The organism is Nocardia sp. AB354, assembly GCF_049538315.1.
Classification (GTDB): domain Bacteria; phylum Actinomycetota; class Actinomycetes; order Mycobacteriales; family Mycobacteriaceae; genus Nocardia; species Nocardia nova.
This window is the reverse complement of the sequence record NZ_JBMVFU010000004.1, coordinates 296,582-320,145: the sequence shown is the minus strand read 5'-3', so window position 1 is coordinate 320,145 and position 23,564 is coordinate 296,582. Positions and strand designations below refer to the sequence as shown.

Genomic DNA, 23,564 nt, shown 5'->3' with positions numbered 1-23,564 from the left:
CCGAAACATACGGCGTGGTTTCCACATGCCGGGAAGGTGACAGATCGATTCATGTCCGATGACGACACCGCCAAGGACAAGGCGAACAACGATGCCGAGTCGACCGAGAAGGTCGACGCGGCGCAAGACAGCACCGCCGCGGACGCAACGGTCAAGTTCGAGTCGGACTCGTCGGTTGCTGCCGCCAAGGGTGCCGATACCGCGAAGGCCGCCGACACGGACGAAACGGTGAAGCTCCGGACCGCGGGCCCGACCTCGGCCGATGCGCCGGCCGTCGAGTCGGCGGCCCCGGCGCCGGCGAGCGCCCCTTCCTCCGGGAAGAGCACTCCGTGGGTTCCGATTGTCGCGGCCTTCGCCGCCGGTGTGCTGCTGGTGGCCGCGGTCACCGCGGTGGTGGTCTTCTATCTGAAGGCCGACAATCGCGAGGATCAGCTCTCCGCACGCGATGACTCGACCAAGGCGGCGTGCGATTTCGGCAGGGCCGTGGCCAGCTACGACTCGAAGGATCTCGACGCCTACTTCAAGAGCGTCAACGACCTCTCGACGGGTGAGTGGGGCAAGTTCTTCAGCGGCGCCTCGGACACGCTGAAGCAGGCCATGGTCAGCGTGCAGGCCAAGTCGAAGCTCGACGAGATCCACTGCGCGTGGGAGTCCGGCAACGACAGCCAGGCCAACGTGGTGCTGGTGATCACCCAGGAGCAGACCAACCAGGCCGTCCCGCAGCCGGACAAGCTGACCATCCCGGGCGTCGCCCAGATGGAGAAGCATGACGGTAAGTGGCTGGTCGCGAAGTTCGACTCGCCGGTCACCAAGGGAATGGGCCCGTCCGGTCCGGCTCCGGGTGCGCCGCAGGCGGCCCCGGGTACCAGCCCGCAGGCCAACGGCGGGGCGCAGCCCGCACCGGCTCCGCAGCCGGGTAACTGAATCCGGTTACAACACAACACTTTCCGGCCCCGCGACAGTTTCCGTCGCGGGGCCGGAACGCGTCCGGGGTAACTCGGGTGGTGGAACCGGCAGGGTTCGGGCGGCCGAGGTGCAGCAACCGGGCGCCTCCGGCGGTGGGCCGACCCACCACCGCCGGAAGCCATTCAGGTGGTCTGACGCGTGCCCGGTCAGAAAAGGGTGAGGGCGTCCGCGGTTTCGGCTGTCGCGCGGCCGCGGTTGGGCCGGGACGCCGGCTTGTCGGTGACGACGACCGTCAGCGGCGTCGTCGCGGCGGTGTCGGACATCGTCTCGGTGACTGCGGCGGGGGGCCGCACCGCGGTCGGCAACGGCGGGAGATCGTCGATACCGTTCGGCGTCGCATCGGCCCGGCCCGCGGCGGCGCGGGCGGCCTCACCGGCGAGCTTGTCGGCCTGTTCGTTGTAGTAGTTGCCCACGTGCCCGCGCACCCAGCGGAACCGCACCGGCCCCGGACGAGTGGCGATCGCGTGATCGATCCACTGGACGAGCTCCACATTCTTCACCGCGCTGCCGGTGGCGGTGCGCCAGCCGTTGAGCCGCCAGCTCGGTAGCCATTCCGACGCGCATTTGATCGCGTACAGCGAATCGCTCTCGATGAACAGCGGTTCGGGACCGGGATGCGCCCGAATCGCCTCCAGAACCGCGCGTAGCTCCGCCACCTGGTTGGTGCCGGAGGCCGCGCCGGCGCTGGCCGAACTGCCCTGATGATTGACCCACGCCCAGCCGATGGCGCCGCCGGGATTGCGCAGGCAGGATCCGTCGGTGCTCACGATGATCATGACCGGTACCCTACGCAATCCGGCCGACAAGATCCGTGCCGTGGAATTCTTCGATTTCCCTGCGCAATTGCGTTTCGCTGCGCCGCACCGCCGCCTGGGCCAGCGCATCGATGGCCTTGGCGGCCGGACGGGCCAGCCAGCCGCGCGCCGGCGAATAGTCGGCCTCCGAGGTCAGCACCGACCGGCCGTAGCCGAGCGGATCGAATCGCAGCGTCAGTGTGGCGAGCGCGGGTGCGGGTTCGAGGTCCTGCGACGACGCGGCGGGGTCCTGCGCAGGCGCCACCTTCCCCGGCTGGCGCCTGCGCAGGGTGTACCCGATGACCGCGTTGCGGCGGTATTCGGTGATCTCACAGTCGACCGTGGGATGCCACAGCCCGAGCCGGAACGTCGCCGCGTAGACCGCACCCGGTCCGTGGCCGGCCTCGCCGACGGGTTCGAACGCTGCGATGCCGAACATCCAATCCGGGACGAACAGATGGTTGTCGGTGTACGTGAATGCGACCTCCACCGGAGCCCCGACGTCGCTCGCGTACCTGATGTGGCCCATAGGCCCTCCCTGTTCCACGCTTGCCACAAAAGTACTACAGAATTCCTTTTTATTAAACGGTTACCGGGGAATAACGTGCGCTCCGCACGTCGAGTGGCGGATAACCGCTGACAAGGACAAATGCGGCAAACGACCAGTACGTTTCGAGTGTGCTCGACGGGAGCGGGCACAGACGACAACCGGCCAGGCACCTTGACGGTACCCGGCCGGGAGGGTGTCGAAACGCTATGCCAGCGTGGAATCCGGTGGCGCTGTGGTCAACCCGGCTGCCGCGGTGGGTGAACCGGCTGCCGCCGTGGTCGCCGGGCCCACCGTCGGTTCCGTCGAATCGGTGCCTGCCGGGTCCGCGGGAATCTGCTGTGGATGGTGCGACGGCATTGGAGCCGGCCGCGCGTGCCGCTGGACCTGAACGTCGTGGCGGCCCAGGGGCGGATCGCTCATCGCGACGCTGAACTCACCACTGTGCACGTCGACGTCGGTACGGAATTCGGTCACCGCATTCGGCGCGGCGCCCGGCCGCTGATCCGGGGAGCCGTTCGCGCCCAGTGCCGACGGCACATTCGTGTCGACGGTGACGGCGAACGAATGCTGTTGTGTCCTGGACAGATTCGCCCCGACGTAGGTTTCGCCGGTGAGGTTCAGGCGGCCCCCGACGCCGCCGGGACCGGTTGTCGCCGAGGATGTTTCGGTATTCGGTGAGCGGTCCGCCGATTCGGGCACGAGACGTGCAGGCGTCGCCGCGGCGTCGGCCGCGAAGGCGGGCAGGCGGCGTGAGGCTGCGGCCGCCTCCCACGAACCGGTGGTGGCCGCGCCGGTGTTCGACGACGTGTCGGATTGGCGGGTGTCGGGCGCCGGGACGAGCGTGTCGCCTCGCTCGCCGGAGCCGATGACGGCCGGTAGGCCCGTGCCGCCGATCTGGTTGACGACATAGGTTCCGGCGGCGACGGTCAGGCCGATACTCGCCATTCCGGCGAGCACGACAGCGGTGTATTGCAGAATTTGGCCGGTGGACCGGGACTGCGCGGACTGAGCCATAGCGGTGCGTCCTTCCCTCTCCCCTGGTTCCCCTCGTGGCCGACCCGCACCGTTGAAAGTCGTACGCACGTCCAGGTTACTGCCTGGCGCAAGGGATTCCGAGGCCTGCGGTCAAGATCACAACAGCGGGCGTAGCGGCGTGAAAACCGCTGTTCACCATTCGCTCGGTGCCGGTACGCCGCCGGCCACCGAGCGGTGCGAAGGTTTGCGCCGGATCGACGCCGGGTAACCCGAGAAAGCTGGCGAGCGTCAACTTCGAGCTGCGATCTCGAAGTCCTCCGGCCAACGGCGTCCGGTCGGCCACAAGCACGTCGCAACCTGAGTCGGCGCTCGCCCGCTCGAACCGGAACTTTTCAGGCGAATTGGCCGGCCTCGCGCCCCGATCCCGGGGGCCCGGCGAAGGCCTGTGCGATCGTCAGCCACTGCGCGGCGTCGGTTCCCGTCGCCGTCAACGGCAGATCGTCGCGATGCCGGCGCTGCGTCACCAGCAGGCAGAAGTCCAATGCCGAACCATTCACTCGTTGCGCGGCATCCTCGGGACCCCAGCTCCAGATCGACCCGTCCGGTGCCGTGAGCTCGACTCGGAACGGTTCCGCGGGGGCCTGGCGGCCGTGCACGGTATAGGCGAAATCGCGGGTCCGGACGCCGATATGCGCGATATTGCGCAGGCGCGCCGTCGGGGTCCGCACCGCGCCCAGCGCATCGGCGACGTCCTGACCATGGGCCCAGGTCTCCATCAACCGCGCGCTCACCATCGACATCGGGCTCATCGGCGGTCCGAACCAGGGCAACTTCGTGCCCGCGGGCACCGCGCGCAGCGCCTTGGCCAGACCGGCCCGACCCCGCCGCCACCGCGCGAGCAGTTCGGGCGCCGGTGTGGTCGCCACCTCGGCGGCCGCGTCGTCGACGAAGGTCGCGATCTTCGCGGTCGCCTCGCGCAGCAACTCGGCGAACGCCTCGGCATCGGTCGCCGCGATCGTCGACACCTCGTCGGTCCAGGTCAGATGGGCGATCTGATGGGCGATGGTCCATCCTGGGGCCGGTGTCTCCCGCGCCCAGCCGGCCGGATCCAGTGGCGCGACCAGCCGGTCCAGGTCCGCGCATTCGGCCTCGAAGTCGTCGAGCAGCGCCTCTAGATCAGCCATGACCGAAAGCATGGCAACGCCCCGAAAAAAATGCAAGCATGCGTGCTTGTTTGTCACCAGCCGAAGATCAGCAGGTGCACGCCGCCCACTAGCAGGCCCAGTGCCGCGCCGTGCAGATAGAGCAGCCAGGCGTCCTGTTCGACCGAGGCGTAGAACATCTCCATGAACTCACCGGGCGTGAGCTGCTTGAGCTTCCGCGCCGCGAATTCGTCGATCTTCTTGGCCTGGTCCAAGGCGAAGGCCTCGTCCTGCACCAGGCTCGGCGCCAGGCTCACCGCGGCCCCGGCGGCGCCGACCTGCAGGTTGTCGAACTGCCGCGCACCGAAGGCGGCGCGCACGACCGAGCGCGTGGGTCCCAGCTGGGCGCGGATCTCGTCGGCGATCAGATGCTCCACGAGCTGACGGGTCTTGTCCCCGTTGGGTCCGTCCAGCAGTTCCGCCGCCAGATTCGGCAGGGTCAGCACCTGATAGGCCAGAATCTGGGCGAGGTCGTCGGCGGCCTGCGGTTGCCGCTTGGCCAGCAGTGCCTGCCGCCAGAGGTATTTGTAGCGCGGCTGTGGATCGCCGGGCTCGAACACCATCTTGATGGCGATCATGTTCACCAGCACGCCGATGGTGGCGGCCGCGGCCAGTACCACCAGCCATCCCGGGAGCCAGCCGATCACCGGAATGTCGGAGTGGACATGCATGTACAGCGCCAGCAGGACGCCGAACGGGGCGCCGAGCAGGCCGATCCGCACCATGAACCGCAGCTCCGGCGCGGCGATCGTGGTGGTCAGATCCTTGAGGATCTCCGGATTGGCCTGCAGATAGCGGATGACGAAACTCTTGATGTCGATGAGGTGGTCGACATTGTCACCGAGTTGCTCGAATCCGCGCCGGCACAGTTTCGGCAGTTCGCGGTCGATGCGCTGGTAGAGAATCTGTTTCGCCGGGCGGGGTACGGCTCGCCACAGTTCCGGATTCTCGCGGTACATCACATCGTCGACGATCTGCTGCAACTGTTCGTGCGCGCGGTCGGCGATGTAGTCGGCGATACCTTCCAGATCGAGTTCGTGGATGAAATCGCGCGGGCTGCCGATCCGCATGATTGCCATATCCACGCAGATGCTGGCCATCTTCTCCGCGCGAGCGGGGATGAAGCCTTGGAAACCGAGTTGTCTACCGTCGCCGGAAAACGTCGGCAGCACCTGCACCCGGCGTGGGAAATAGGGGTACAGCACCTTCAGTCCCGGAATCCGGACGCCGCGAAATTGCAACGGCCAGAACAACATCAGCACGCCGGTCCAGTTGGTGAGCCAGCCGGCCACCGCGCTGAAGATCGGGAAGGTGATCAGGTCCACGACGAATTTGGACTGTCCGGTCAGTTGTTCCCAGTCGATGAACACACCGCCGGCGACTACCGCCATCGTGGATCCCCCTTGCGCCGTGCGGACTTGCGAGTTGACTGGGTCCCCACATTCTCACCGGGGCCAGACGGTGTCAATGCGGCGGGGCGGCACTTGCCCTGGTCGGCGGGGCAAACGCACCCCGTTCAGGGGCGCAGGACGAGTCGAATCGGATTGCCCTGTTTGGTTTCCAGCGCCCGCACCGCGTCCGGTGCTTGCGAGAGCGGCAGCACCGCGCTGACCGAGCGGGCGAGATCGAGACGATGCAGCCGCCGCAGCGTCACCAGTTCGGTGACGTGTTCGGGCTGCGAGCCGTAGTGTCCACGCAATTGCTGCTGGAAGAAGCTGAAACCGATGCCCCCGGTGATCGTGATCGGCTTGTCGGTCAGGCCGACCAGAACCAGTCGCCCACCCGGTCCCAGGCAGGTGACGGCCTGTTCGCGCACCGCCGCCACGCCGGCGAAATCGAAGGCGGCCGCCAAGCCGGCGCCCCCGGTCGCGGCGAAAATCTGTGCTCGCAGTTCGGGATCGGCCGGATCGAAGGCCAGATCCGCACCGAAACTGAGCGCCCGTTCTCGTGCCGCCGGCAGCGGATCCACCGCCACGATCGGCGCCGCACCGACCATGCGCAGCAATTGCACCCCGTGGGCGCCGAGGCCGCCCACACCCCAGACGCCGACCGGCTCGGCGGGCCGTACCTGGGCGGTCGCCGTGATCGCGGCCCACGGCGTGGAGACCGCGTCGGGGATGAAGCAGGCCTGCTCGAAGGGCAGATCGTCGGGAATAGGTACGAGGGTGTCGACCCGGGCCAGGGTGTATTCCGCCCACCCGCCGTCGTAGTCGACTCCGCGGGTGAACACCGCGCCGCCGCGTCGTTCGCCGGCCTGCAGCAGCACCCGATCTCCGACCTTCGCGCCCGTCACAGCCGGCCCGAGGGCGTGGACGGTCCCCGCGACCTCGTGGCCGAGTGTCACCACGTCACCGGAGAGCATCACCGGGGTCAGCGTCCCGTCGATGAGATGGACATCGGACAGGCAGACCCCTGCCGCTTCGACCTTGACCAGGACGTGGTCGGGGCCCGGCTCCGGCGTCGGCACGTCATCCAGTTCCAGTCGGCGCTGTGGTCCCAGGTGAAGGCGTGCGGCCAGCATGTCGGGCTACTCCTCTGGATCGGGCGGGCGGACCCGCGGGCCCGGTCGAGTATCGCACCGTCATCGCGGTTCCGTTCGGAGTTGCGTATGGCAGGGCTGCGGACGCCCGGGCGACTCTCCGGGGTTCGGGGATTGTGTGGGACTGCGAGTCCCATATATCCTCGAAGGACCACACCTGCTGGGTGTCGACCGCCGCCGGGGCCGCGCCTCGGCGGATGGGAGCTAGGAGGCCCGATGAGCCACACTGCGAAGCCCGCTCGCCGGGCCGAACGGGTGCGGGGGTCCCGCAGAGCACAGGAGACATCGATGATGCTGTCGAAATCCGTTCGTACCGACATATTCGGCCCGGACTACCGAGAAATGCTGGCGATCCTGTCCGAGGGATCCGTCCATCGCAATTTCGACCCCTATCTCGATATCGATTGGGATTCACCGGAGTTGGCGATCGATCCCGACGATCCGAGATGGGTGCTCTCGCCGGAGCTCGACCCGCTCGGCGGAACCGACTGGTACAGGTCGTTGCCGCTGGAGCGCAGGATCGAGATCGGAAAGTGGCGCACGGCCAACGTGATCAAGGTCGGCGCCGCCTTCGAGAGCATTCTCATCCGCGGCATGATGCAGTACATCATGAAGCTCCCCAACGGATCTCCGGAGTTTCGCTACTGCCTGCACGAGATGACCGAAGAGTGCAATCACATCCAGATGTTCCAGGAGCTGATCAACCGGATCGGCGTGGACGTCCCGGGGATGCGCCCGCTGTTCCGCGCGCTGTCGCCCTTCATCGGCGTGGCCGGCGGCTACGCGCACGCCATCCTGTTCATCGGCATTCTCGGTGGTGAGGAGCCGATCGACCACTATCAGAAGGCGATCATCCGGGAGGGCGAGGCGATGCCCCCCGCGGTGCTGCGCACCATGCAGATCCACATCGCCGAGGAGGCCCGGCACATCTCCTTCGCCGGCGAGTTCCTGAAGGCGCATATCGAGCGGATGAGCCCGTTCGGTAAAGCCATGTGCGCCTTGGCATTTCCGATCACGATGCGCTGGCTGGCCGGTGAGATCATGGCGCCCCCGCGCTCGTTCGCGAAGGAATTCGACATTCCGCGCGAGGTCATCCGGGAGGCGTTCTGGGATGCCCCGCACGCACGGCGGATCCTGTCCGGCTACTTCGGCGATATGCGCAAACTCGCCGACGAGCTGGGGTTGATGAATCCGGTGACCCGCAAGCTGTGGTCGCTGTTGCACGTCGACGGCGAACCGTCGCGGTATCGCGGGGAGCCCGAGCGGCGCAACGCGGCGGCCGCGATGGCGGACAGGTTGCCTGTGGTCGGCTCCCTCGTCGGCTGGTTGGCGGCCTGACCTGCCGGGACCCGGCGGCGCCTGCTCACGGGGTGTCGTCGGCTCCCTCGGCCAGCGCGTTGATCAGTTCGATCAGTGGCAGTTCGGGATCCAGGGTCAATCCGTGGGCGCGCGCCGCGCCGTCGAGCACGCTCCAGGCGTAGCCGGCGACCTCGGATATCAGCTGTTCGCGACTCAGCAGCGGGCTGGGATCGCGTGCCCACCGGCTGACGGTCGCCTCGGTCATCGACACGATGGCGAAGGTCATCGTGTCGGCCGTGGCCTCGTCGACCACGCCGATCACCCCCGCCAGGCTCGACACCAGCAGCCGGGTCCGAGCCGCGATGGTGGCCTTGATGCTGCTGAGCGCGTCCACATCGTCGGGATCCCCCATCGCCGGCCCGCCGCGCGCGAAGTCGTACAGCCGGGGGTGCTCGGTGAGCCAGTCCGCGACCGCGGCGATCGTGCGGTGCAGGATTCGATGGATGGATCCGTCCCAGATATCCAGCGCCGCGTCGACGGTATCGATGAACTGCTCACTGATCGCGGTCCGAGCCCGCCGATCGAGTTCGTCCCGCCCCGAAAACTGCCGGTAGACCACCGATTTGGCCAGCCCCGCCCGCGCGGCGATCTGCTGCATCGAGATCTCGGCGCCCCCGCCGGACTCCTCCAGCAGCTCGATCAACGCCCCGACGATCCGGCTCCGCCGCCGGTCGTTGTGCGTTTGCCACCGCGCCTGCCGGCCCCCGATCGGGGCCGGTTCGGACGGGGAGGGAATCGCCACGCGGTCGAGTTTAAATCACCGACTCCCGCGCGAATGAGCTTCGGTTGCGTCCGGTCCGGGTGCGGGGACGAGGTGAACTTTCCGTGCAAACCTCGACAGAAATGCGAGAAAACCGCCCAAACCGGCGAGGTTTGCACGATCAGTGCAGCGTCAGCCGAGGGTCGGGTTTCAGATGGGTGATCGACGGGTCGCGGTAGGCGACGCCGGGTGCGCTCTCGTGGATCGGGCGGATCGCGTCGAGAACCGCCACCGCGGTGACATGGTCCGCAGGATGGGTTCCGGCGGTGTCGTGGAATTCGACCGTCGCCGTGCCGCGCGCGGTGTCGGTAGCCGTGGTAAGCCGATATCGCAGAGGCGCTGTGTCTTTCGCGCGGGCGGTCCAGGTCGACCGGTAGCTCAGTCGTGAGCCGAGTTCGCGTTCGATGATCACCGTGTCGACGATTCCGGTGTCCGTGGTGACGACTTCGATCGACAGCGTGGCCTCCGGTTCGGACCGCTCACCGAAGACCGCTTCCTCGAGCACCCGCAGTCCGGCTCCGTAGTAGCCGCTCACGGCCGCGGCGGCCGCCTCCGCCCGCGCGGCGGTGGACGTGCCGATGCCGGTGTCTTCCAGGCTGTTCCAGGGATGAATGCCGCATTCGGGAAGTGCGAGCTCCTCCTCGAGTTCCACGCGGCGGATATCGCGGGTGACCTCGGCCAGTGCGCGGGTGATCCGGGCGGCGAGCTGGGTCGGAAAGCCCCCCGTCGCATGGAATGTCGAACCTCCACGCCGGGCGGCGTCCCGAATCTCGGCGAGCCCGTCGACGGGAAGGGCCGAGACGACATCCAGGCCGTCCGCCAGCAAGCGCAGCACCTTCGTGCTCGGATTCTCACCGGTTTCGTCCACGGTCGGCACGTAGACCACGCACTCGGTTTCCGTCGGTGCGGGCTGCGCCGCCGTGATCCGCCCGGCCGATCGCAGATCGGAGCGTGCGTCGATGCGGGCGGCGAGCAGGTCGGAGAGGGCCCCGGTGCCCAGCACCGCGACGGGGATGATCGGGGTGCTCATACGGTCTCCAGCCGATAGCGCGGATCCAGGTCGGGCATCACCACTCCCGGTGGTGCGGAACATAATTCGGGGATCGTGCTCAGCATCGCGCGCACCGAGATGTCGGTCACCGCGGACCAGTCGGCGCTGTGGGCCTCGTCGTCCATCTCGTTGCGCATTTCGATGCGGGACGGGGTGCCGTCGAGGGTGATCACATGGCCGCCGGAGCGGCTGCGCGGATGGTCCGGTCCCAGATGCGCATTGCCGCCACCGACGTGCCAGCATTCGGAATTCGTCATGAACAGGCGGTCGCCGAGGTAGCCGCGATAGGTCATGTGGATCGCGCCGACGCTGCCGGGTTCGATCACGGTTCCGCCCGCTCGCACTCGCTCCCGCGCGGGCACCGGAGAGATGTGGCGTTCCAGCAGGACCGACAGCGGACTCCGCGAGGCGGAGAGCCAGGTCGGCATCGACGGATTGTGATAACTCGCCGCGGAGACGACGTTCTTGCCGGATTCCAGCAGATCGACGACGTCCGCGTCGGCGCCCTGGATCAGCGCGGGCGTGGTCGGGGTATGGACGACGCAATCGGCGTTCAAGGCGAGGATTTCGTCCTTCGAGGTCGTCGCCGCGACCCCCACCGCCGCCAGCCCGGCCAGTTCGCCGATATCCCGGCCGTGCTTGTGCGGACTGAACACCTTGACCCCGACCACCTCGAAGTCCGGCGATTCGAGCGCGGTCCGCAGCGCTCGCCCACCCATGTCCCCGGGCCCCCAGATCACGAGCCGATACGGACGCTCCACAACCGCCTCCTTGCCGTAGGTGACCTGTTTAACATAGTGAGACAGTTCTCGCATCACTCTCTTACGAGTTGCGTAGCCGCCGGTCATACGTCGTTCGCTGCCGGTGAACAGGGGGTTGGAACAACTCGGCACACCATGTAGTTGAGTAGGTAGCGCTCAACCCTGGAGGCGAAGAAACACAGGATCCGGGGCATGCTTTGGAAGGGGCTGAATCTGTGAGTACTCCGCAGCGTCTGCCGGTGCTGTTTCTGACCGATCCGGTCGTGTTGCCGGGCATGGTCGTCCCCATCGAGCTCGACGAATCGGCACAGGCCGCCATCGACGCCGCACGGGCCGCGAAGTCGGATTTCGTGTTGCTCGCACCGCGTCTGAACGAGGGCTATGCCGCCTACGGTGTGATCGCGACCATCGAACAGGTCGGCCGCATGCGCGGCGGCGCCGCTGCCGCGGTGTTGAAGGCCGAGCAGCGGGCGAAGATCGGACACGGCGTCACCGGTCCGGGCGCCGCGCTGTGGGTGGAGGCCGAACCGGTCGACACACCCGCACCCGATGCGCACACGAAGGAGCTGGCCGCCGAATACAAGCAGCTGGTCGTCTCGGTCCTGCAGCGTCGCGAGGCCTGGCAGGTCATCGATGTGGTCAACCGGCTGACCGACCCGTCGGCCCTGGCCGATACCGCCGGCTACGCGCCGTATCTGACCGATGAGCAGAAGCGTGAACTGCTCGACACTCCCGATGTCGCCGAGCGCCTGATTCGGTTGATCGGGTGGACCAAGGACCACATCGCCGAGGTCGAGGTCACCGAGAAGATCAGTGAGGATGTGCGCGAGGGCGTCGAGAAGTCGCAGCGGGAATTCCTGCTGCGCCAGCAGCTCAACGCGATCCGCAAGGAACTGGGCGAAGGCGAGCCCGACGGCGCGGACGACTACCGCACCCGGGTGGAGACCGCCGAGCTGCCCGACAACGTGCGCGAGGCTGCGCTGCGCGAGGTCGACCGGCTCGAGCGCAGCAGCGATCAGAGTCCGGAATCGGGCTGGATCCGCACCTGGCTGGATACCGTCCTGGATCTGCCGTGGTCGGTGAAAACCACCGACAGCACCGATGTTTCGGCTGCTCGCGCGGTGCTGGACGCCGATCACCACGGGCTGGAAGAGGTCAAGGACCGCATGGTCGAATACCTGGCCGTGCGCGCCCGCCGGGCCGCGCGTGGTCTGGAGGTCGTCGGCGGTCGTGGCTCCGGCGCCGTGATGGTGCTGGCCGGCCCTCCCGGTGTCGGTAAGACCTCGCTCGGAGAGAGCGTGGCGCGGGCCCTGGGCCGCAAGTTCGTGCGCGTCGCCCTGGGCGGTGTGCGCGACGAGGCCGAGATCCGCGGTCACCGGCGGACCTACGTCGGTGCCCTGCCCGGCCGGATCGTGCGTGCCATCAAGGAGGCGGGTTCGATGAATCCCGTTGTCCTGCTGGACGAGATCGACAAGGTCGGCTCGGACTTCCGGGGTGATCCGGCGGCCGCGCTGCTCGAGGTGCTGGATCCGGCGCAGAACCACACCTTCCGCGACCACTACCTGGATCTGGACCTGGATCTGTCCGATGTGCTGTTCATCGCGACCGCGAATGTCATGGAGACCATTCCCGGCCCGCTGTTGGACCGCATGGAACTGATCACCGTCGACGGGTACACCGAGGACGACAAGGTGGCCATCGCCCGCGACTTCCTGGTGCCCCGGCAGCTGGAACGGAATGCGCTGACCGCCGAGGAGGTGTCGTTCACCGACGAGGCGCTGCGGGAGATCGCCGCCAACTACACCCGGGAAGCCGGTGTGCGTCAGCTGGAGCGGCTGCTCGCGAAGGCGTTGCGCAAGGCGGCGACCCGGCTGTCGCAGGACGAGTTCGGTGCGGAGACCGGTGCGGCGGACGGCGATTCGGACGCCACGGTGATCGACCTGGGCTACGAGCCTGGCCTCGGTTACGGTGAAAAGCCCGGTGTGGCAGCAGTTTCCGAGCCGCTGGTGATCGCTCTGGGCGATCTGAAGGACTACCTGGGCCGTCCGCGCTTCACCCCCGATTCGGTGGAACGTACCTCGGTCCCCGGTGTGGCGACCGGCCTGGCCGTCACGGGTGCCGGTGGCGACGTCCTCTACATCGAGGCCAATGCCGCCGAGGGCGAACGCTCACTGACCCTGACCGGCCAGCTGGGCGACGTCATGAAGGAATCCGCCCAGATCGCACTGACCTATGTGCGCTCGCATCTGGAAGAGATCGGCATCCAACCGAAGGTGCTGGATCGCAATATCCACATCCACTTCCCGGCGGGTGCGGTGCCCAAGGACGGTCCGTCCGCGGGCGTCACCATGGTCACCGCCCTGGTGTCGCTGGCCCTGGGCCGGCAGGTCCGTGCGGACGTCGGCATGACCGGCGAGGTCACGCTGAACGGCCGGGTCCTGCCGATCGGCGGCGTGAAGCAGAAGCTGCTGGCCGCCCAGCGTGCCGGTTTGAAGACGGTCTTCATCCCGGCCCGCAACGAGCCGGACCTGGACGAGGTCCCCGCCGAGGTGCTCGCCGCACTGGACGTCCGCCCCGTCGCCGACGTGGCCGACATCCTGGCCTACGCCATCGAACCGGTCGCCGAACCGGCCTACGAGGCATTCGCGGCCAGCGCCTGATCCGCAACGATCGGCCAGTCACGAGTCGAGAGGCCGTTCACCTTTCCGGGTGAACGGCCTCTCGCCGTGTTCCGGCCTGCCTCCGGCCGTGCCGGTCACCGGCGCGGGCGGCGCAGCAACCAAGCCCAGAAGGAGCGGCGAGGCGGTTTCGGGTAGCGGGCGCGGATCGAGCCGGAGGTGATCGATCCGTCGATGCGCAGGGTCGGACAGCCGGGCAGCGGTGGTTCGGTCACCCGGTTCTTCGCGCTCCCGCTGACGAAGGACACCCGGTCCAGATCCACCTGCCAGCCGTGCGGCACCGTCAATCGCAGGCTGCCGGAGGCGATTCCGACGTGCAAATCCACGACGGCGTGCGGGCAGATCGCCTCGGTGAAGTCCAGGCGCACCGAACCGGAGGCGGCGGAGACGGTGATCTCGGCGGGCACGATCCACCGACCGTCCTTGCGCAGCGACCCACTGACCGTGCTCAGCACCAGCGGTTCGCGTGCGGCCGCCACCGGCAGATCGGCGGTGACCTCCGCGAGCTCTTCGCGGGTGTTCGCCGCATAAGCGGTGGCCAGGCGCCGGTCGAGCTCGGCGAGATCGAGGGAGCCGTCGTTCAGGGCCAGGTGCAGCAGCCGCTCCACCTGGGCGCGTTCGTGGTCGGTGATACGGGTACGCACCGCGGGCGCCGGGTCGTGGCGGGCGATGTCCGGGCTGTGGTCCTGGGGTTCGGTCATCGGCACATCCTCTTGGTCGTGATGCCGAAATCCTACGGTCGTTGCGTCGATCCGAACATCCGCCGGCGGCCGATACCAGCGGCCCGCAAGCGATGGACCTACTGCCCGGGTGGACTGCCGCCGCGCTTACGCACCATCCGCGCCGGCATGCGAACCGTTGCCGGGCAACGCACGCTCCACCACGCGCACAGTGCCCTGCGCCACCGCACACAATGTGCTGTAACCCTCGCTGTCACAATAGATCTCGCACCGCGTGACCGCTTGGCGGCGGGTGGCGTCGGTGACCGTGGCCCGTGCCCGCAACCGGCCACCTCGTGCGGGCCGCAGATAGGTGACGGTGAAACCGCCGGTCAGCACATTCGGGCCGAGAGCGGACCCGGCGGCGAAGGTGAGCGCGTTATCGGCCAGATAAGCGAGCACGCCGCCGTGGACGAAACCGAACTGCTGCGCGTGCTCGGGAGCCACCTCGACCACCAATGTGGCCGTCCCGTCGGCGAATTCGGTGATCTCGGTGCCCACGTGCTGCGCGAACGGCTGCGCGGCCAGCACCGCGCGAGCCTGGTCGAACGTCAGTTTCTCCGTCGCCGCACTGTCGGTGGGGCTGTCGGTCCGTGTCGCAGGTTTCATGGTCACGTCCTTTGCTGTCGAATCCGTGGTCATCCGTCGCCGCGCAGCGACTTCCATGCCGCCGCTGCCAATTCGGCCGCGACATCGACCGGCGCGATCCGGATACCGCCCCCGAGCCATTGCCGCGAATACTCCTGTGCCGGCCCCAGCCACAGCGCGTACAGCACGTCGAAGTCCAGTTCGCGCACCGCGCCGTAGCGGGCATGGGTGCGCCACCAGCGCGCGACCGAGGTGAGGAATTCCCGGTTGCTGTCGCTGTCGCGTACTCCGGGCGGCCTCGGTGAAATGAGAATCGTTGCGCGGTATCGGTTGTCGGTCACCCACCGCAGATGCTCGACGACGCCCGCGGTCACGCCCTGCTCGGCATCGGCGCTGTCGGCGATGCTCGTCCAGAAATGCCGCTGGTAGTCGGCCAGCGCGTTGGCCCACACCTGCCGGTACAGATCGGCCTTGTCCGGGAAGTGGTGGTAGAGCGCGCCGACGCTGGCATCGGCGTCGGCCCTGATCCGGCTCAGCGTCGCGTCGAGCGCCCCGTGCTCGGCGAACTGCCGCTCGGCCGCGAGCAGCAACCGATCCCGAATCTTCATGACCAGAATTTAATTCTGTTCTCCGCCGAGCGCAAGGCGCTACCTGCGAAGTTCCCCCGGCTGTCGGTGCCGTGCGGTAAGAACGGACTCGTGGCCAGGTGGCTGTTGCACGTCGACCTCGACCAATTCCAGGCGGCGGTGGAGTTCCGCCGCCATCCCGAGCTGCGCGGGCAGCCGGTGATCGTCGGCGGCAACGGCGACCCGAACGAACCGCGCAAGGTGGTCACGTGCGCGTCGTATCCGGCGCGGGCCTTCGGCGTGCGGGCCGGAATGCCGCTGCGCACCGCCGTCCGCAAGTGTCCGGACGGAGTGTTCCTGCCCTTGGACATGACCACCTACGAGGAGGCCTCCGACGAGGTCATGGAGGTGCTGCGGAGTTTTCCGGTGCGGGTCGAAGTGCTGGGCTGGGACGAGGCCTTCCTCGCCGCCGACACCGACGATCCCGAACAGCTCGCTCGCGAAATCCGCAGTGCGATAGCGACATTGAACCTCACCTGTTCGATAGGTATCGGCGACAACAAATTGCGCGCGAAACTGGCGACCGGATTCGCGAAGAGCGTCGGCAAAGGCACGGACGCCACGGGTGCGAACAGCACGGCTTCGAAGGGCGTGATCCCAGCTTCGGAAGAAGCGGTGGGACAGGAGAATTCGCACAGCGAGGCAGCGGGGGCGCCTCCGGCCGCCGACCTCGGTGCGGGCATCTTCCGGCTCACCGCCGAGAACTGGAACGAGCTCATGGCGCACCGGCCGACCAGCGCGCTGTGGGGTATCGGCAATCGCATCGCGCAGCGAATGGCGGCCCTCGGTATCGACACCGTCGCCCAGCTCGCGGCCGCCGACCGGAATGTCCTGGCCGCCGAATTCGGCCCCACCACCGGGCCCTACCTCTGGGTTCTCGGCCACGGCGCCGGTGACACCGATGTGGTGACCGAGCCGCGAATCCCGGTGGGCCGCAGTAGATCCGAAACCTTCCCGCACGACCTGACCGATCGCGAGGAAATTCGTGCGCAGGTAGCGCGGCTGGCCCGCGAGGTCGCCGAGGAGATGGCGGCGGCCGGCCGGATCGGCACGCGGGTGGGAGTCACCGTGCGTACCAACACCTTCTATACGCGCACCAAGCAGAAGAAGTTGCCCGAACCGACGATCGACGCGGAGGCGATCACCACGGTCGCACTCGAGGTCATCGACCGTTTCGAACTCGATCGGCCGGTCCGGCTGCTCGGGGTGCGACTCGAGCTCGTCCCGCAATAGCCGGGCGCCGCGTTTCCGTGCCGGGATGCCGGATATGCCTCGGTGGTGGCGGCGTCGCGCGCAGTGCGGCCGTTTGTCATGCTGGGCCCGCAGACTCGACCGAAAGGCAGCCATGAGCGAGTACGAGACGATCACCTTCGAGCGGACCGGCCCCGTCGCCCGGATCACCCTGAACCGGCCGAAGGCCGCCAACGGTATCGACCACGTCCTCGGCCGGGAACTGGCCGATATCGCGGGACAGTGCGTGGACGATCCGGCGCTGAAGGTCGTCGTGCTGACCGGTGCGGGCAGGTTCTTCTCCGCCGGTGGCGACCTCAAGGCGATGGCTGCCCAGGGCGGCGGCGCCGGCCACTACGTCAAGGGACTGGCCGACGACCTGCACGAGGCCCTCTCGTCGTTCGCCCGGATGGACGCCCTGCTCGTCGTGGCGGTCAACGGTGTGGCCGCGGGCGCCGGCTTCAGCCTGGCGATGGCCGGTGATCTGGTCCTCGCGGGCGAATCGGCGGCATTCACCATGGCCTACACCCGGGCCGGACTGAGTCCGGACGGCGGTGCCTCCTACTATCTGCCCCGCTTGATCGGCCTGCGCCGCACGCAGGAGCTCATGTTCACCAACCGCACCCTGACCGCGGCCGAGGCGCTGGACTGGAATCTCGTGCATCGCGTGGTGCCGGATGCCGAACTCGCGTCCGCCGTGGACGAAGTGGTCGCGGAATTCGCGGCCGGGCCCCGGCATTCGAATGCCAGCGTCAAGAAGCTGCTGCTGGTGAGCTCCTCGCACACGCTCGAGGAGCAGACCGCACGCGAGGCGGCGTTCATCTCGGCCTGTGCCGATTCGCCCGACGGCGCCGAGGGCATCGCGGCATTCCTCGGCAAGCGCGCCCCCGCCTTCGAGTGAGGGCCTGACCGTCGCCGCGAGCGAGCCCGGTCGTGGGCCACTAGGGTGGGGTGCCATGTTCTCCGCGCCCGGCTTCGCACGCGGGTGGGTCCCGGCGCGGTCGCCTCGTCGGCCGGGCGACGGGCACGAAGACCGCGGCGACGGACCCCCGGACCGCAACGATCGCGGGAGCGCTCCTCTCGGCGCCGTTGCGCAGGTCGTCTCGTCCGGCACCCGATACCGGCCGAGGGAGGTTGCGCCGGTCGGCTCGCCCGCCGTGGACCACGCTGGATCGGCGCCCGCGCTGCGCGTCGTTTCCACCGGTCTGCGCACGGTTATCCGTCGTCCCGTTCTGCTGGTGGCGGTGCTGCTGGTCCTCGCGCAGCTCGGGTTGCGCGGCTGGGTGGCCGGGCGCGGCTATTTCTACTGGGACGACCTCATTCTGGTGGGCCGCGCCGATCGCTATCCGCTCTGGTCCGCCGATTTGCTGCTCTACGACCACGACGGCCATGTCATGCCGCTGGCCTTCGCGACCGCGTGGGTGGTGACCCGCATCGCGCCGCTGCAGTGGGCCGGGCCGGTGGTGACCATGGTGCTGCTGCAGCTCGCGGCCTCGGTCGCGGTGCTGCGCATGTTGCTGGTGCTTCTTCCACGGCGAGCCGGAGCCCTGCGCTGGGCCGTGCTGATTCCGTTGATCGGCTATCTGTTCAGTCCGCTGACCCTTCCGGCATTCGCCTGGTGGGCGGCCTCGCTCAACGCGCTGCCGCTGCAGTTCGCGCTGGCCTGGGTGATCGCGGATGCGGTGCTGCTGGTGCGCACGGGACGCGGACGCTATGCGATCTCCGGTCTGCTGGTGCTGATCGTGGGACTGTTGTTCTTCGAGAAGGCAGTGGTGGTGCCGTTCGTCGCCTTCGCCGTCGCGGTGCTGGAGCGCTATATCGTCGGCGCCCGCACCGTCGGTGCCGCGCATACCGATGAGGCAGAGCCGACGGGTGATCATGCCGGCCCGAGTGCCTGGGCGGCGGTTCGCGACGTGACGCGCGCCGGAGCGGCGCTGTGGGCCGGTTCGGCGTTGATTCTCGCGGGCTGGGTCGCGGCCTATCTCACCGTCGCCGACCACATCGCGGTGGACACCAGCCTGGCCGGGGCGCGGCGACTGCTCCACAGCGCCATCTCCCTGGGGATCGTCCCGACCCTGCTCGGCGGGCCGTGGGTGTGGGCGCGCTGGCTGCCGTCGACACCGTGGGCCACGCCCCCGGGGTGGACCGTCGTGCTCGCCTGGCTGATCCTCGCCGCGGTGGTGCTGGTGACGCTGCGGCTGCGCCGCCGTGTGCTGCCGGTGTGGGTCCTGGTCGCGGGATACGTTCTGGTCGTTCAGCTTCCGATCGTGCTGATCCGCGGCGGGCCGAACACCGCCGCCGAACTCATGCAGTCGCTGCGCTATCCGGCCGATGTCGCCGTGGTGCTGGCGGCGGCGATCGCGCTGCTGCTTGCCGCCCGTCCCCGCCGTCCTCGTTCGGAGAGTCGCGTGGCCGGATCGCGGTTCGCGGCGATCGGGCTGACCGCGGCGTTCGTGGTCAGCAGCGTGTGCACGACCGTATCGTTCGCCCGGTCGTGGGAGATCTCGCCGACGCGCACCTACCTCACGAATGCCCGTGCCGCACTGGCGGATCGCCACGGCGCCCCGCTGCTGGAGCAGGAGGTGCCGTGGGGGGTGCTGACGCCGATGACCTATCCGCAGAACCTCATCGCGCAGGTGCTCGGGCCGATCGCCGGCCCCGGGGCGTTCGGTGTCGCCACGCCGCAGCTGCGGATGCTCACCGACGACGGGACGCTGGTGGACGCGTCGGTGTGGTGGAACCGCCGGATTCTGGCGGGCCCCGAACCCGGCTGCGGATATCGCGTCGACGGCGCCGAACCGGTGGCCCTGTGGCTCGACGGGCCGATGCTGGACCACGGCTGGACCGCGCAGATCAACTATTTCGCCAACCGCGACGGCCGGATCACCGTGGGGCTCGAGCACGGCGACGTTGTGGTGGCGCCGGTGCAAGCAGGCGTGCACACCGTCTTCGTCCATCTCGTCGGTGGCGGTGAGATCGTGCGAATCGGCTCGCGCACACCGGGTTTGGACGTGTGTATCGGGGTGGGACCGGTGGGCGTGGCGGCATTCGGCCGCTGACTGCCATAGCCGTGGGGCATCGCTCCCCCTATGCTCGGACGCATGCAGTTCCAGGCGATGGTTGCGCACGAGACCGACGACGGCGTGGTACTGGCCCGCGAGGAGGTGGGCGAGGATTTCCTCGGGCCGGGCACGGTGACGATCAAGGTGCACTATTCGAGTGCGAACTTCAAGGACGGGCTGGCCATCACCCCGCGCGGCGGTGTGGTGCGCAATTACCCGATCATTCCCGGTATCGACCTGACCGGCGAGGTGGTCGCCTCCGAGGACGCCGCCTTCACGGTGGGTGATCTCGTGATCGCGCACGGGTACGAGATCGGCGTCGCGCACAACGGCGGCTTCGCCGAATACGCGCGCGTGCCGGCCGAATGGGTGGTCAAGCTGGAGGGGCTGAGCCCGCGTGAGGCAGCGGCCCTCGGCACCGCGGGATTCACCGCGGCCATGAGTGTGCAGGCACTGCTCGATCGCGGCCTGAATCCCGGTGACGGGCCGGTGCTGGTGACCGGCGCGACCGGCGGCGTCGGCAGTGTCGCGGTGGACATCCTGTCCGGCCTCGGCTACGAGGTCACCGCCTCCACCGGGAAGACCGATGCCGGCGAGTTGCTGTCCACCCTCGGCGCGGCCGCGGTGATCGGCCGTCTGCCCGAGGATCCGGATGCCAAGCCTCGTCCGCTGGGTAAGGCGCAGTGGGCCGGCGCGGTCGACAGCGTCGGCGGAAAATCGCTGGCCCACATCCTCAGCACCGTCCGCTACGGCGGGTCGGTGGCGGTCAGCGGGCTCACCGGTGGGACCGAACTTCCCACCACCGTCATGCCGTTCATCCTGCGCGGGGTCAGTCTCCTCGGCATCGATTCGGTGAACTTCCCGATCGAGCAGCGGCGCGCGCTGTGGGCCCGGCTCGGCAAGGACCTGAAGCCCCGGCATCTGTCGACGTTGGAGCATGTGGCGCCGATCACCGAGGCGGAAGCGGTACTGCACGCCATTCGCAGCGGTCACCACTCCGGGCGCACCGTCCTCGCGGTGGCCGGCGAATTCTGATCGAGCGGGCGGGCGTCCGGATCGGACGTTCGCCGCTCGCTCACCTCGGTTTTGTACTGATCTATCCAAAATGTGCTAGCGCGCCATGACAACCCGACCGGTGGCACTGCTGTACGGCACCACCGTGACGGCCACCGCCGCGCTGCTGGTCACCTTCGGCTACCTCGGCGCGCTGCTCACCGAGACGACCGGGATCGGCGAGAACTGGGTACCGGTGGTGCAGGGGATCTACGGGCTCGGCTCCTTCGTCGGCATCGCGATCGGCGGACGCACCGCGGATGCCCATCCACTCCGCAGCCTCACCGTCGGCATCTCGGGCCTGGTCCTGGCCTCCGCGGTGCTGGCGCTCACCGCGCACTACTGGCCGGCCGTCGCCGTGGCGTCGTTCCTGCTGGGCGCCTTCGGTTTCGGAACCAATCCGGTGTTGAACAGCCGGGTCTTCACCCTGGCCCCGGCCGCCGGAACACTCGGCGCGGCCGGCAATGTGATGGCGTTCAACGTCGGCATCACGCTCGGCCCCTGGCTGGGCGGACTCGCCATCGGCGCCGGCGCGGATTACTCGGCGGTGGCCTGGATCGGCGCGGGGCTGGGCGTGCTGGCCCTGGGCGTGGTCGGGCTGAGCCGGACCGCGGGCGGAGGTGCGAACCGCACCTCCGCGCTGATCCCTTATGCCGCAGCAACTTCCGTATCGTCGGCGAACTGGGTGCGGTAGAGCTCTGCGTATCTTCCCTCTTCGGCGAGCAGTTGCGCATGACTGCCCCGCTCGACGATCCGGCCGTCCTCGATCACCAGGATCTCGTCCGCATTCCGGATGGTCGACAGCCGGTGCGCGATGACCAGGGCGGTCCGCCCTTCCAGCGCCTCGGTCAGGGCCTCCTGCACCGCGGCCTCGGAGGTGGAATCCAGGGAGGCGGTGGCCTCGTCGAGGATGACGACGCGCGGCTGTTTGAGCAGCAGCCGGGCGATGGTCAACCGCTGGCGTTCGCCGCCGGACAACCGGTATCCGCGTTCGCCGACCACGGTGTCCAGACCGTCGGGCAGCGCGTCGATCACCGTGCGCAACCGTGCCCGCTCCAGTGCATCCCACAACTCCGCCTCGCTCGCCTCGGGCCGGGCGAGCAACAGATTGGCGCGAATGCTGTCGTGGAACAGGTGGCCGTCCTGGGTGACGAGTCCGACCGTGTCCTGAATCGAGCGCGTGCTCAGCTCCCGCACGTCGACACCGTTGAGCTTCACCGCGCCGTCGTCGACGTCGTAGAGCCGCGAAACCAGTTGCGCGATGGTCGATTTGCCCGCGCCCGAGGATCCGACCAGGGCGATCATCCGCCCCGGCTCGGCTTGCAGCGAAATATCGTGCAGCACCTCGCTGCCGCCGCGATGGTCGAGCGTCGAGACATCCTCCAGCGACGCCAGCGAGACCTTGTCGGCCGACGGATAACCGAAACGCACGCGGTCGAATTCGACCGACACCGGTCCCGCCGGAACCGCCACCGCATTCGGCGCATCCTGGATCAGCGGCTTCAGGTCGAGAATCTCGAAGACCCGCTCGAAGCTCACCAGCGCCGACATGATGTCCACCCGAGCGCTGGCCAGCGCCGTCAGCGGGGTGTAGAGCCGGGTCAGCAGCAGCGAGAGCGCGACCACCGCACCGGCATCGAGTTGTCCGCGCAGGGCGTACCAGCCGCCGAGGCCGTAGACCAACGCCACGGCGAGCGCGGATACCAGCGTCAACGCGGTGACGAACACCGTCTGCAGCATCGCCGTCCGCACGCCGATATCGCGTACCCGCCCGGCGCGCACCGCGAATTCCGCGGACTCCTGATCCGGGCGTCCGAACAGTTTCACCAGCGTGGCGCCGGGAGCCGAGAACCGCTCGGTCATCTGGGTGCTCATCGAGGCGTTGAGCTGGGCGGCTTCGCGCTGGATGCTCGCGATCCGGGTGCCCATCTTGCGGGCGGGAAACATGAACAGCGGCAACAGGATCAGTGCCAGCAGGGTGATCTGCCAGGACAGCCGCACCATCACCACCACGGTCAACAGCAGCGTCACGATGTTGGTGACCACGCCGGACAGGGTCGTGCTGAACGCGCGCTGGGCGCCGATCACGTCGTTGTTGAGCCGGCTGACCAGCGCCCCGGTGCGGGTGCGGGTGAAGAAGGCGACGGGCATCTTCTGCACGTGGTCGAACACCGCGGTGCGCAGATCGAGAATCAACCCCTCCCCGATCCGCGCGGACAGCCACCTGATCACGATGCCCAGGCCCGCGTCCAGCACGGCCACCAGTGCGATCACCGCCGCGAGGGTGAGGACCGAGCGCGGCGCGGCATGGCCCACGATGTCGTTGACCACACGCCCGGCCAGCACCGGGTTGGCCACCGTGAGCAATGCCGACGCGATGCTGAAGACCAGGAAGCCGATGAGCTGAGCCCGATGCGGGCGCGCGAATCGCAGAATGCGCGCGGCCGTCTCCCGGCGCAGACCACGCCGCTGCTGAGGTGCGTGCGCCTGCCGGTACAGCTGACTCCACGCGACCGATTCGATGCTCATCCGCATCTCCTTCCGCTGCCGGGTTCATTGAACTCCGGGCCACCGACATTAAGACCTCAACAAAGGTTGAGAGCAAGTAGTCCCGGTTCGCCACGGGCGAAACGCGCCGGGGGAAGGGCGCT

Annotated in this window: 21 protein-coding genes; 8 read left to right on the top strand and 13 right to left on the bottom strand. The window is 68.3% G+C overall.

From position 1 onward, the window contains the following. Positions 1 to 51: 51 nt before the first annotated feature. The gene (locus ACPCUW_RS08300; protein ID WP_423424194.1) at positions 52 to 924 is read left to right on the top strand and encodes a hypothetical protein; all 873 of its coding nucleotides are present in this window, start codon (positions 52 to 54) and stop codon (positions 922 to 924) included. A gap of 188 nt (positions 925 to 1,112) precedes the next feature. Here ACPCUW_RS08300 and ACPCUW_RS08295 read toward each other — a convergent pair whose 3' ends face one another. The 6 genes from ACPCUW_RS08295 to ACPCUW_RS08270 form a co-directional block, all read right to left on the bottom strand. Continuing rightward, positions 1,113 to 1,742 carry a ribonuclease H family protein gene (locus tag ACPCUW_RS08295; RefSeq protein WP_423424192.1) on the bottom strand — a complete coding sequence of 210 codons (630 nt, stop codon included), beginning with the start codon at positions 1,740 to 1,742 and terminating at the stop codon, positions 1,113 to 1,115. 10 nt (positions 1,743 to 1,752) lie between these two features. Continuing rightward, positions 1,753 to 2,289 carry an SRPBCC family protein gene (locus tag ACPCUW_RS08290; RefSeq protein WP_423424190.1) on the bottom strand — a complete coding sequence of 179 codons (537 nt, stop codon included), beginning with the start codon at positions 2,287 to 2,289 and terminating at the stop codon, positions 1,753 to 1,755. Between the two features lie 225 nt (positions 2,290 to 2,514). Further along, the gene (locus ACPCUW_RS08285) at positions 2,515 to 3,324 is read right to left on the bottom strand and encodes a hypothetical protein (protein WP_423424188.1); all 810 of its coding nucleotides are present in this window, start codon (positions 3,322 to 3,324) and stop codon (positions 2,515 to 2,517) included. Positions 3,325 to 3,677: 353 nt separating this feature from the next. Beyond that, the gene (locus ACPCUW_RS08280; RefSeq protein ID WP_064906377.1) at positions 3,678 to 4,469 is read right to left on the bottom strand and encodes a TIGR03084 family metal-binding protein; all 792 of its coding nucleotides are present in this window, start codon (positions 4,467 to 4,469) and stop codon (positions 3,678 to 3,680) included. A gap of 53 nt (positions 4,470 to 4,522) precedes the next feature. Further along, positions 4,523 to 5,878 carry a hypothetical protein gene (locus ACPCUW_RS08275; RefSeq protein WP_063014392.1) on the bottom strand — a complete coding sequence of 452 codons (1,356 nt, stop codon included), beginning with the start codon at positions 5,876 to 5,878 and terminating at the stop codon, positions 4,523 to 4,525. A gap of 125 nt (positions 5,879 to 6,003) precedes the next feature. Further along, a complete protein-coding gene (locus tag ACPCUW_RS08270; RefSeq protein WP_423424186.1) occupies positions 6,004 to 7,008 on the bottom strand; it encodes a zinc-binding dehydrogenase in 1,005 nt (334 codons plus the stop codon). Positions 7,009 to 7,314: 306 nt separating this feature from the next. On the opposite strand from ACPCUW_RS08270, the gene ACPCUW_RS08265 reads away from it, so the two are divergent. Continuing rightward, positions 7,315 to 8,364: an AurF N-oxygenase family protein gene (locus ACPCUW_RS08265; protein ID WP_423424261.1), complete on the top strand. Its 1,050-nt coding sequence runs from the start codon at positions 7,315 to 7,317 to the stop codon at positions 8,362 to 8,364. Positions 8,365 to 8,389: 25 nt separating this feature from the next. Here the strand turns inward: ACPCUW_RS08265 and ACPCUW_RS08260 are convergent, their stop codons facing one another. The 3 genes from ACPCUW_RS08260 to ACPCUW_RS08250 form a co-directional block, all read right to left on the bottom strand. Beyond that, on the bottom strand, positions 8,390 to 9,127 hold the full coding sequence (locus ACPCUW_RS08260) for a TetR/AcrR family transcriptional regulator (protein WP_063014388.1): 738 nt from the start codon (positions 9,125 to 9,127) through the stop codon (positions 8,390 to 8,392). A gap of 139 nt (positions 9,128 to 9,266) precedes the next feature. Then, on the bottom strand, positions 9,267 to 10,175 hold the full coding sequence (locus tag ACPCUW_RS08255) for a hypothetical protein (protein ID WP_423424184.1): 909 nt from the start codon (positions 10,173 to 10,175) through the stop codon (positions 9,267 to 9,269). Beyond that, on the bottom strand, positions 10,172 to 11,011 hold the full coding sequence (locus ACPCUW_RS08250; protein ID WP_423424182.1) for a hypothetical protein: 840 nt from the start codon (positions 11,009 to 11,011) through the stop codon (positions 10,172 to 10,174). Before ACPCUW_RS08250 ends, ACPCUW_RS08255 begins: the two co-directional genes overlap by 4 nt. 221 nt (positions 11,012 to 11,232) lie before the next feature. On the opposite strand from ACPCUW_RS08250, the gene lon reads away from it, so the two are divergent. Then, positions 11,233 to 13,617 (top strand): endopeptidase La, encoded by a 2,385-nt coding sequence (gene lon, locus ACPCUW_RS08245; RefSeq protein WP_423424260.1) that lies wholly within the window; start codon positions 11,233 to 11,235, stop codon positions 13,615 to 13,617. A gap of 95 nt (positions 13,618 to 13,712) precedes the next feature. Here the strand turns inward: lon and ACPCUW_RS08240 are convergent, their stop codons facing one another. From ACPCUW_RS08240 to ACPCUW_RS08230, 3 genes are all read right to left on the bottom strand, one after another. Continuing rightward, on the bottom strand, positions 13,713 to 14,336 hold the full coding sequence (locus ACPCUW_RS08240; protein WP_423424180.1) for a DUF1707 domain-containing protein: 624 nt from the start codon (positions 14,334 to 14,336) through the stop codon (positions 13,713 to 13,715). A 126-nt stretch (positions 14,337 to 14,462) separates the two neighbouring features. After that, the gene (locus ACPCUW_RS08235) at positions 14,463 to 14,963 is read right to left on the bottom strand and encodes a PaaI family thioesterase (protein ID WP_423424179.1); all 501 of its coding nucleotides are present in this window, start codon (positions 14,961 to 14,963) and stop codon (positions 14,463 to 14,465) included. Between the two features lie 29 nt (positions 14,964 to 14,992). After that, entirely contained in the window at positions 14,993 to 15,550 is a 558-nt protein-coding gene (locus ACPCUW_RS08230) for a TetR/AcrR family transcriptional regulator (protein ID WP_305780975.1), read from the bottom strand. 90 nt (positions 15,551 to 15,640) lie between these two features. On the opposite strand from ACPCUW_RS08230, the gene ACPCUW_RS08225 reads away from it, so the two are divergent. The 5 genes from ACPCUW_RS08225 to ACPCUW_RS08205 all read left to right on the top strand — a co-directional run bounded on the left by ACPCUW_RS08225 (position 15,641) and on the right by ACPCUW_RS08205 (position 21,607). Then, complete coding sequence (locus ACPCUW_RS08225; RefSeq protein WP_423424259.1) at positions 15,641 to 16,801, top strand: DNA polymerase IV; 1,161 nt, start codon at positions 15,641 to 15,643, stop codon at positions 16,799 to 16,801. Between the two features lie 112 nt (positions 16,802 to 16,913). Next, positions 16,914 to 17,699 (top strand): enoyl-CoA hydratase/isomerase family protein, encoded by a 786-nt coding sequence (locus tag ACPCUW_RS08220; protein WP_305780976.1) that lies wholly within the window; start codon positions 16,914 to 16,916, stop codon positions 17,697 to 17,699. Positions 17,700 to 17,955: 256 nt separating this feature from the next. Beyond that, positions 17,956 to 19,857: a hypothetical protein gene (locus ACPCUW_RS08215; protein WP_423424177.1), complete on the top strand. Its 1,902-nt coding sequence runs from the start codon at positions 17,956 to 17,958 to the stop codon at positions 19,855 to 19,857. A 42-nt stretch (positions 19,858 to 19,899) separates the two neighbouring features. Next, positions 19,900 to 20,895 (top strand): oxidoreductase, encoded by a 996-nt coding sequence (locus ACPCUW_RS08210; RefSeq protein ID WP_063014420.1) that lies wholly within the window; start codon positions 19,900 to 19,902, stop codon positions 20,893 to 20,895. A gap of 85 nt (positions 20,896 to 20,980) precedes the next feature. Next, positions 20,981 to 21,607, top strand: a complete 627-nt coding sequence (locus tag ACPCUW_RS08205) for an MFS transporter (RefSeq protein ID WP_423424175.1) — start codon at positions 20,981 to 20,983, stop codon at positions 21,605 to 21,607. Here the strand turns inward: ACPCUW_RS08205 and ACPCUW_RS08200 are convergent. Next, a complete protein-coding gene (locus ACPCUW_RS08200; protein WP_063014418.1) occupies positions 21,562 to 23,442 on the bottom strand; it encodes an ABC transporter ATP-binding protein in 1,881 nt (626 codons plus the stop codon). The two genes, ACPCUW_RS08205 and ACPCUW_RS08200, sit on opposite strands and share 46 nt — an antisense overlap. Positions 23,443 to 23,564: the final 122 nt, after the last annotated feature.